The organism is Chitinispirillales bacterium, assembly GCA_031254455.1.
Classification (GTDB): domain Bacteria; phylum Fibrobacterota; class Chitinivibrionia; order Chitinivibrionales; family Chitinivibrionaceae; genus WRFX01.
The window spans coordinates 20,502-30,785 of record JAIRUI010000034.1; the positions used below are offsets into that span (position 1 = coordinate 20,502).

Genomic DNA, 10,284 nt, shown 5'->3' on the forward strand with positions numbered 1-10,284 from the left:
TAGATAAAATTATAAATTCTTTGAAGAATAAACAAGCAGACTACCGCTCTCTTTATTTACTGACAAACCACATTAAAAAGGTGCCGCCTCGCGGAATCGAACCGCAGACACAAGGATTTTCAGTCCTTTGCTCTACCTACTGAGCTAAGGCGGCAATTACTTCAAACAAATCGGCACTAATATATTTTTTTTCACAACAAAAGTCAAGTGTCGTTGAAAATTTTTAACTTTTCCATATTTAGCGGTTTTGGTTTAATTTTTCCAAAAAGCGGTTTTTTTGAAATATTCACAAAATCTTCATAATTGCTTAAAATAACGTTTTGTTCTAAAAATCCTAAACTAACTAGGTTAAAAGCGACGGCTCCTATATCTTTTGCGTCCAAGATACCCATATCAGCCAAAACATGTTTTGCGACAGGTCCATATAAAACAACCGCGATTTTGACTGCGGATTTCACGATATCCTCGGCAAAAAGTCTATACCTTAAAGCGTCTAAAGCGTCGGGATTATTTTTTTTTATTGAACCGACAAGATAATCTTTCACTAAAGCAAAAAATTCGTACGCTTTTATCGAATACCGTGTGTCGCGTCCCGTATTTATAATGCGCAGTTTTATTTCTTGTATATGATTTAATTCCATCAAAAATGCGAGACCTCTTCCGGCTCGTCATATTCATCGGAGCCAAACGGTGTTTTTGAAACAAGTTCTTCAAATTTTTCTATCAATTCGGAAGTTGAAACCAACCCCGTAAAAACGGCTGTGGCGAACGAAACTAACGCGACAAGTATAATAGTAAAAATAATTTTAGGTAAAACATGTTCTTTCCCGTGCTTTTTTCTAAAGGCTCTTTTAAAATTTTCTAATACTTCGTCATCTACTTCGTCATCATAAAATTCTTCTTCGTTATATAAAAGTTCGTTATCCACATGTAAAAATTTTATTTCCGGATTGGATTTCGGTATCGCGGATTCAATATTGTTATCCGGCATGTTAATTTGTGTTTCGTTTGATATTTTTATGTTCGTCTCGTTGTCGTTGGACGGCAAAACTGGTTCTTTATAGTCGAATTGAAGCGGTTCGCTTTTTTCTTCTTCGACAAAAATTTCATTTGCAATCGATTCGTCTAAATCCATACTCTTCGATTCTTTAATTTTCTCCTGCGTTTGTGATTTTCCCGAATTTGCAGATATTTCGTCCAAAATTTTCCGCGTGTCTGAAAGAATTTGTCGATAATCCGAAGAATTTTTTGTTGTTTGGGCGGCGACAAGCTGTTCGGAGTTAATTTTAATCGTTTTTCTTTCAATAGAGGTTGAAAACGATTGCAATTCTTCTACGGAACGGACTATTTTCACTCTTTTATCTACCCCTGCACGATGTAAGGTTTCAAAAACTTTTTTATGCGGCGCGACAATCGTCAATCTTCCTCCGGCGGAGATAAGCGAGCGGTTCATCGTCATGAGTTTATTTACGGACTCCGAAAAAAGCAGTTCTATCATAGATAAATCTATTGAAATATTACAAGTTCCGGATTCCGAAAGCGAATTTATTTTTGTTTCTAACAATTCAAAGTTAAGCGAATTTTCCTCTAAAACTTCCGGCAGCAATACGCTAAAAACTCCGACTTGAGACGTTGAAATATTTATAATTCCTCCTTGAAAACATATATCACGCACAATAAATATAAAAAAAAACCGGATAAAAAACAATACTTTATTAAGGTCATCCGATAATTTTTATGTTTTGCGGCAAAATTTCTTTTGAAATGTCGTAATATGCAAATAATTTTTTTGTAAAAGGATTTGTTAAATCTGGGGCGACGGATTTTACGCCTTCCATCGCAAATCTTCTGAAAAACATTCTGGGATGCGGGATTACAAGTTCTTTTTCGTTGATGATTTCATCGTCAAAAAGTAAAATGTCAATATCGGCTGTCCGCGCAAGCTTTTGTCCTTTATTTTTACGCCCGAGTTTTTTTTCAATTTTTTTTGTTATTTCTAAAATGGATTTTGGAGTTTTGTTCGTTTCCATTCTGATTATTTTGTTGTAGTAATTTTCCTGCGGTTCGCTCACATCGACCGCTTCGCTTTCATATAACGGAGAAGATATTATTTTTGTTTCACTCAATTTTTCAAGCGCATTCTGCATCGCGTTTATGTTTTCGGATTTATTCGCAATATTGCTTCCTAAACTTAAAATTACGACACTCATAATTCGCCTTTAATTTTTTGATAATAATTTATTAATGTTTTTGCTTCGGTCAATTCTTTTGTACCGGTCAAACATTTGTTTTCCCACCAAATAAGCCAACCGTCGGTTTCGTTATCCGTTAGTAAATGCCAATCTCGGACGCTTTCTTCAAGAAACGGTTTGATATTTTTTGCATTAACGCTGTCGGCGATTACAACAAGTTCTTTTTCATGAAAATTCCGTTTGTAATATTCGCCGTCGGGGATTTCGCCCCAGTCCAAAACAAACCCGTCCAATTCTTCGATAAGTTTTTGCGAAATAATATTAAAATTATGCAGTCTTTCCGCAGATTTATCAAAAATTACAGCCGGCAGGCGCTCAATATGAAAACGTTCAAGCATTTCTGCGGTAATGGAATCCCGTAAAAAAAGCGTATCGATTTTTATTTGCCAAACAAGCCCTAAAGTGCTTTCAAGAACATAATCTATCGGCAGATTGGGAGTTTCGTATTCGGAATCTATGAAAGTAATTTTTAAAACTTCTTTTATCGCAGCGCATTTTTTTTCTTGACAGACGCCTATTCCTTCCTCAGAATTTGGGCAGTTTTCGTCAATATCGCATTCTCCTAAATCAAAACAAATCGTGTCTTTTGCAAGATTGCATAAATTTCTTATAATATTTCGAGGAGAAATATATATTATTTCATTATTAATGGCTATTGTCGGACATTCCGTTATATTATAGTATTGTGATTTTTTATAATTTTGCGCTAAAATACTGTCGCCTTTTTCCGCATCCCATTTCGCAAATTTTACAGAATCAAGTCCCATTGTTTCGGCGATTTTTCTGCTGTCGGAACTTTGTTTTGACGCTAAAAACAAAAAATCCTGAAATCTTTCAGGATATAAATTTTGCATGGCAAGCCAAATTTTTTCTTCTTCAACGCAACCGTCCGGCAACCCCGGTGAAAGTTTATGCGTTGAAGAATCGTAATTTCCCGCAAAACAGACGGTTATGGAATAATTTTTGTTTTTCATCAGCGGCAGAAAATCAATTATTGCGTTTTTAGAGTATGGACAACCGCTCATTGTAAAAATATCGATGGAAATCGCCGGCTGTGTTTCTTGTTTCCGTAAATTATTGCTCGTATTTGCCATTTTTTGAACGAAAAATTTCCATTTTACCAATCCTTTTTTGTTCAGAACGGCGATTTGTCCGCCGCCATGCCAAAACTGCAATATTTGTTTGTTTCCGCACATGGCGACAGGTTCGGAAACTTTTTTTCTGTGTCCTTGCACTCCGTAAGAAATTCGCGGAAATTCTTTAATCAGAGAGTCTGTAAGCGCAGGGTCGCAGTGAGCGAGAAGTACGATAATACAATTTTGCGGGATTGCCGCGATCGCCGACGAAAGCGCTTCGCGCGGATCTGTTATCTCGTAATCGGTTGAAATGTCGAAATTTTCATCCCACAGAACCGAAATCATTGCATATTTGTCTCCGCTGTCGTACTCGACTACGCGGATTTTTTCAAATATCTTATTTTTTGTTTTTATGTTCGTAGCGATAAGCGGAAGCGAAAATCTTTTATTCATATCGTCCCAGAAATCTTTTCCGAATCGCAATTCCTCTTCGCCGACGGCGATCGCCGAGTACCTTACTTTTTGCATGAGCGAACAAATTTCAACGCTTTTCAAAGAGTCTTCAACCAAAAATCCTCCCGCGTCAAAAATAGCCATTCTTTTATGCGTTGTCTGCCAAACCGCGATATTTTTAATGTTTTCCGTATTTCCGCTTATTTCTCCGCTTGCCGCAAAATTCGCCGCGCAAACAACACAAACCGTTGAAAATATTGATAAAAATAATTTCAAAAAAACCTCCTCCGTTTTAATGGGAATTTAGACGCATACTCACCTTTTGAATTATAAAACTATACTATTTTCCTATAATAACCGTGATTTTATGGTATCTTCTTTATCTTTATCGGATACAATAAGAGCTCGCATATCATCGAATGCCGCTTATATTTCTAATAAAAATTCCATCTTTAATATGTTCTCATAAAATAATTTATGTTTAACTATAATCGGTCTTTTTATTTTCTTTGAGCCGTTTTTTCCGGATTCTATTTTCATAAAGCCGAATTACTCTTTTCTCCTTACAAAAATGGGAGCCGAAAATTCGGCTCTCATTTTTAATCGTATCAAAACCAAAGATCTTACAAGACCAGTGCGGATTTCGTAAGTTGCCGTTTCGTATTGATTCCCTGAACTTTAATGATATAAACGCCTTTTGCAAGGTTATTCAGTTTAAGCGTATTTATACCGCTGGCGAGCGATTGTGCGTTAAACGATTGCAGTAAACGTCCGTTTACGCCGAATACCTTAACGTCGTATTTACCCGCAGCCGCTATACTCAATCTAAGCGAATTTGCACTGATACCGGCAACCGCAAATCTTGCACCTTTGGCTCCCTTAACCGTTTCCAGCGCGACTTTACTGTCATTGTCCGGCAAATCGTCCGCGTCATAGACAAATCTTTCGCCCGAATAAACCGTGACGTTCTTGAAAGCGTATTTCAGAGGATAATCAGCCTTTCTTTCCGAAAAACTCGGTGTTTCGCCATGCAGCGGCGTCTTGTTTTCAGGCGCAAGCGGAGAAATTTCTATCGCTACAATTTTTGCAGGGTCGATAGACGAGTAATTTCTTACGCCCTCATAATAAGTATAAGCGGGGAAATCAAACGAAGTAAGCGGAATTTTTCCCGAATTACGATAAGAACCGCTTTCGTAACTGTCGCTTGGATGTCCGTCAATACCGATCGGCGAATACCTGTGCGCCAAAATTACTTCGCGGTAACCGCCGTCTTCCATAACCAACTTGACACAGGTCGCGGTACGACTTTTGTATTCAAGCGAAATGTGGGTCATATTTGCAAACGTTCCCGCATCAAATTCATATACGTAAGTCGGATTGTTTTCGATTCCCGCTTTTGCGTCAAACTCTTTCTCAATACCGGAAGCGCCGTTAAACGTTCCAAGTCCGCTTTCGACTTTGCCGTTGACATAGCCGACAAATTCCGCGTCGTTAAGCGATTTGGCGTCATTTATTCTGTCTTCTCCCGCGTCGTTCATAACGCTCAAAGAGTCGATAAGCGCCTTAGCCGTCAAAAATATTGCGCCTTTAGCCAACGCGTAATCGACAAATTCTTCCATTCCTCTCTGACGGGTTTCCCAAGTGTTCCATTTGTTTGTAACGACTAAACCGTAGCTGCTTCTGTTGAAATCGTTGAGCAAAGTTCCGTTATCATAAATCGGAGTATGGTAATCGTTATGCGCTCCGATTTCCATAGGCGCTTTGTTCCCAGCCATACGTCTGTCCAAAGAGTTTTCCATAGTTCTCTTAAACATTATAGAATCCATCCCAAAGAGAATCCACGCGTTAAAGTCAAAACCGGTAACTTTTCCGTCCCACGTTGAAGCGTCCATCGGCTCTTCTCTAATACTTGCGGGTTTACCGTTGTTTATCGCGTTCCAGTTGGCGACTACATCGCCGCGTATGTCTTTGGGAACGAGAAAACAGGTAACCGGAATTTCCCACAAGCCTACGGGCATAGTGTCGATAAACACTCTTTCACCCATGTTTAACTGAGTCCATGAATTGCGTTGTCCGTTATCGGTGGTATAAGGCCACAGGAAATTATATCCGTCGACATGGTCTTCATAGCCTTCTTCCAAACTGCAATCATACACTAAATCCAATTCTTTCAAAGCGTAAAACGCCGCAGAATTGATTTCTAAACGCGGAGCGCGAAAACCGAAAATTTTACTTTGGGAATACCCTAAACCGCCTTCTTTGTCGGTTTTAGGTTTGGTAAGCCAGTATCGCGCAAGATCAATATAGTTTTTCCAGATATCCTGCTCAATAATTCGACCTGCAAACATTCTCCAGCCGCGAATAAGCGCGTGTCCCCTGGTGCCGTATTCGTCAACCTGATTGTAAACGACGCCCCAAGGAGTCTCTTCGTCGCCAACTCTTGCACCGGGACCGGTATAAGGCGTACTCATAGCTCTGCTCAAATCGCCGCCGGTAATAGTATAAAATCCGGGTAATCCGTTGCGCACTCCTTGACCGTCGCCTAAAGGCGAGTTTGTTTCAAAGTGGTCGATTGTGTGGATGCCGAGTTCGTGAATGCCGTGTGCGATAACTTTATCAAAAGCTTGCGTAATAAAATTTTGCTGCGCATATTCTGTCGCCGCCGGATTGATACCCGTGCGCATTTCACGTCCCCAAGCCACCGGAACGCTTAGATAACCGGATTTATCGGGAACTACGGGCCAATAAGTCGGGTCGTCTCCGTCCGGCAAATTTGTTCCCATTTCCTGTCCTGTCCAATAACCTAATGCGGACTGCGCTCTTTGCCATGCAACCGCTTCCGTAGGATTTGCAGACCATTCAACCTTTTTGTCCACCCAAGTGTTGGCAAATAATCCGGTAATTATTTGAAAAGTCATAGGAACCGGTTTGGCTCTTTCCTTTCCGATATTTTCAAGCGTCCACATGATGCCGTATTTCTTTTTACCTTTTCCTTCCTCCCATATCTCAAGCGGGTTGTTTTTGTTAGTCCACGTATCCGTAGGATTCGCTTGCGGCGCAACGCCGTTTACACGTCCTACCGAAGCGTAAGCCGCTCCCGCCTGCGGCTCGTAATATGAGCCGCCGATTCCCGAATATTGGTTATCATCCCAGATGATGGTTACAAACTGGTTAATTTCACTCGCCGACTTTCCCGCCGGATTCCATGGAGACGGAAAGGCGTAATTGCCGCCCGTCGCCGTGGACGCTATTGCCATTGCGGCGATCATAGCCGCGTTTGATTTTTTGAAGTTCATACTTTGAACTTTCCTTTCTTACAAAAAAATTAAACGATACCGTATTTACAATACCGTTAGTAATAATATGGCAATTACGTAAAACGCCGCACGGAAAACGTTTCGTCAAACACATTTCTTTACTTTCTGTTAAATGCGCTAAAACGCGGCGTTTTGCGACATAACAAAATTTTTGTTATATTGAGTAAAACAGGCGTCGCGTGGAATCGGGAACGTGTGAAATTAGTTTTGAATCAAAATAAAAAATGGGAGTCGAAAAAAATTCGACTCCCATTTTATTACATTCGCCAAACCAAGAACTTACAATACCAACGCGGATTTCGTAAGTTGCTGTTTCATGTCGATTCCCTGAACTTTAATCAAATAAACGCCTTTTGCAAGATTGTTCAGTTTAAGCGTATTATACCCGCTCGTAAGAGATTGCGCGTTAAACGACTGCAGTAAGCGTCCGTTTACGCCGAACACCTTAATATCGTATTTACCCGCCGTCGCTATACTCAATCTAAGCGAATTTGCGCTAATACCAGCAACCGCAAATCTTGCGCCTTTGGTGTTCACGGTCGTTGCTATAGCCACTACGTCTTTTGAATCATTATCCGGAAGATCGTCGGCGTCATATTCAAATTTCTTTCCCGAATGCAAACGAATATTCTTGAAAGCAAATCCTAATTCAAAATCGTCTCCTCTTTTATTAAAGGCCGGTACTTCGTTATACTCGGGGATATGACCGTACGGCGCTAACGGAACAATCTGAATGCCGATAATTTTAGACGGATCAATAGACGAATAATTTCTCACGCCTTCGTAATACGGTTCAAAGTCAAACGAAGTGAGTGGAATTTTTCCCGAATTACGGAAATCAGCGCCTTCCCAATTTTGATTTCCTGTTCCGTTGATACTAACCGGAGAGTAACGATGCGCTAAAGTTACCTGACGAATCTCGTCGCCATTAGGATCATATTTCCCGTTGTCGTCATATTCTCCATCCCACTCGCCGTTGCCGTTTTTGTCTATAAGCAAATTGATCGCCGTTGCCGTCCTTGACTTATAGTCAATTGAAATATGCGTAAGACTGTCATACGTTTGTTCAAACATATAGATATATAGCGGCTGATTGTCGTCTCCCGGTGCAACGTTTAACTTAATTCCGCTGTCACCCGTACTTCCGGTAAATTCACTGCCTATTTCATTGCCTTTGTTATTATATCCTACGAATCTGGCATCGTCCAAATTTTCTGTTTTTTTGATTCTCGCCTCACTTTCGGCGTTCAAGTTGTTCAATTCCTCTACCAAACCGTGCCCTGTCACAAATTCAGTATTCAACATGCCTTTTGCGTAATCGACAAATTCTTCCGTGCCTTGTTGACGGATTTCCCAGGTATTCCAACCGCTATCGACGACTAATCCGTAAGTTTGTCTGTCAAAAGGTCTCAATAAAGTTTGATAGTCATACATCGGAGTATAATAATCGGTATGACAACCGTATTGCATAGGCGCCCTGTTTCCGTTGTAACGACGGTCAAACGTGTTTTTCATCACTTCGACATATTCGGTTTTATTCATGCCGTAGAGAATCCACATATTGAAGTCAAAAGAAGTAATTTTACCGTTCCAAACCGCCGGCACAGGGTCATCTGTCGGATTTATTTTATTGTGTTTTCTAGCGAGTTCCGCACGTAAACCTTCGGGGACAATCACGCAATTTACCGGAATTTCCCAAAATCCTACCGGTGTAGAATCGACAAAAACTCTTTCGCCGATATTCATTTGCGACCATGAATTACGAACTCCGTTGTCAAGCGTATAAGGCCAAAGGAAGTTATATCCGTCAACATGGTCTTCGTATCCTTCTTCAAGCCCGCAGTCATATTCATAATTGAGTTTATCAAGAGCGTAAAACATAGCGGAATTGACTTCCAAACGAGGAGCTCTAAATCCGTATATTTTATATGACTGTCCCAATCCTGCGCCGCCTTCCGTATCATTTCTTCCGCTTCCTCTCTTAAGCCATTCTTCTCCAAGCGAGATAAGACCTTCCCATGTCTGAGCGTTGAGCCAGCATCCTGCATAAACACCCCAACCGACTTTAGTTTCCCAAGCAGAAGAACTGCCATATCCGTAAGTCGCGTTTTCGTCAATGGTTTGGGTTTGCCACGGCAATTTGTTGGCATTAGAACCCATAAATCCGCTGCCAAAATCTCCGCCCGTATCCCATCTGCCAAATCCCCAAGAGTTTGAAGACGAATGACTTCCGCCCGGAAGCACGGAATTCGCTTCCATATGATCTATAGTATGATTGCCGATTTCGCAGCCGGCTTGAATCATTTTCTGTGTTATGTCATACATGAACATTTGCTGAATTATCGGCGAATTTTTACCGCCGACTGCAATTCTTTGTTCTCTTCCCCACGAAACCGCACGTTTTGTAAATCCGGGATAATCGCTGTGGTAACCCATAAGCGACTGATAATTTTGCCAAGCATCTCCTTGCGCCTCTGTTCCGTCAGACCAAACGTTAGCGTAAAGCCCCGTAATCATATTGAAAGTCATCTTTATGCCTTTGGTTTTAGCTAAATTTTCGACCGCCCAGTTAATACCGAACTTTTTACCCGGGCCTGTTTCTATAATATTTAGAGGATTATTAGTAGGCGACCACGTATCGCCTTCGGGACGCTTTCCTCCTACGCGTCCGCCTTCATTCCATGCTAAAGTTCCGGCTTTATCTTCGTAATATGAGCCTTCAATACCCGAATACGCGTTATCGTCCCAAATAAAAAGCACGTACTGAGTGACATCCTCTGCCGCTTTCCCCGCCGGATTCCATGGAGACGGAAAGGCGTAATTGCCACCCATCGCCGTCGCGGCTAACGCAAACGCCGCGCCTGCCGCCAAAATACTTTTTCTCATAAACACTCCTCTTTTAAATATAATGTTAGAACATTTCGCTCCAAAGCGTATAAAAACGACCGCCGCATAAAAACGACCGTTTTTGTACCACGTTTATATATAAGAATAATAAAATAACTTTATTTTTGCACGTTTTTTTTGTTATATGCACATTTTTTTGTCGTAACGTCGGTTTTTTTGTAAACTTTTATATTTTTTAACGGTAAAAAAACATTTTAACGAATAATTTATTCGTATGCAAAAAAATATTTGACCGTGCATACGAAAATATAGTATTATATGTATCGCAACATAGTTGAA

At 40.6% G+C, this 10,284-nt stretch carries 6 protein-coding genes and 1 tRNA gene; all 7 read right to left on the bottom strand.

Annotated elements, in window-relative coordinates:
• Positions 1-81: 81 nt before the first annotated feature.
• The 7 genes from LBH98_02500 to LBH98_02530 all read right to left on the bottom strand — a co-directional run bounded on the left by LBH98_02500 (position 82) and on the right by LBH98_02530 (position 9,984).
• A tRNA-Phe gene (locus LBH98_02500) sits at positions 82-154 on the bottom strand.
• 49 nt (positions 155-203) lie between these two features.
• A complete protein-coding gene (locus LBH98_02505) occupies positions 204-644 on the bottom strand; it encodes a hypothetical protein (protein ID MDR0303628.1) in 441 nt (146 codons plus the stop codon).
• Positions 641-1,606 carry a hypothetical protein gene (locus tag LBH98_02510; GenBank protein MDR0303629.1) on the bottom strand — a complete coding sequence of 322 codons (966 nt, stop codon included), beginning with the start codon at positions 1,604-1,606 and terminating at the stop codon, positions 641-643. Before LBH98_02510 ends, LBH98_02505 begins: the two co-directional genes overlap by 4 nt.
• Before the next feature lie 115 nt (positions 1,607-1,721).
• The gene (folK, locus tag LBH98_02515) at positions 1,722-2,210 is read right to left on the bottom strand and encodes a 2-amino-4-hydroxy-6-hydroxymethyldihydropteridine diphosphokinase (protein ID MDR0303630.1); all 489 of its coding nucleotides are present in this window, start codon (positions 2,208-2,210) and stop codon (positions 1,722-1,724) included.
• Positions 2,207-4,057: a hypothetical protein gene (locus LBH98_02520; GenBank protein ID MDR0303631.1), complete on the bottom strand. Its 1,851-nt coding sequence runs from the start codon at positions 4,055-4,057 to the stop codon at positions 2,207-2,209. Before LBH98_02520 ends, folK begins: the two co-directional genes overlap by 4 nt.
• A gap of 347 nt (positions 4,058-4,404) precedes the next feature.
• Complete coding sequence (locus LBH98_02525; GenBank protein ID MDR0303632.1) at positions 4,405-7,077, bottom strand: T9SS type A sorting domain-containing protein; 2,673 nt, start codon at positions 7,075-7,077, stop codon at positions 4,405-4,407.
• Between the two features lie 300 nt (positions 7,078-7,377).
• Entirely contained in the window at positions 7,378-9,984 is a 2,607-nt protein-coding gene (locus LBH98_02530) for a hypothetical protein (protein ID MDR0303633.1), read from the bottom strand.
• Positions 9,985-10,284: the final 300 nt, after the last annotated feature.

Bases quoted from the DNA above. Each gene is read 5' to 3' on its own strand.
- folK (MDR0303630.1), bottom strand. From the start codon at position 2,210: ATGAGTGTCGTAATTTTAAGTTTAGGAAGCAATATTGCGAATAAATCC.
- LBH98_02525 (MDR0303632.1), bottom strand. From the start codon at position 7,077: ATGAACTTCAAAAAATCAAACGCGGCTATGATCGCCGCAATGGCAATA.
- LBH98_02530 (MDR0303633.1), bottom strand. From the start codon at position 9,984: ATGAGAAAAAGTATTTTGGCGGCAGGCGCGGCGTTTGCGTTAGCCGCG.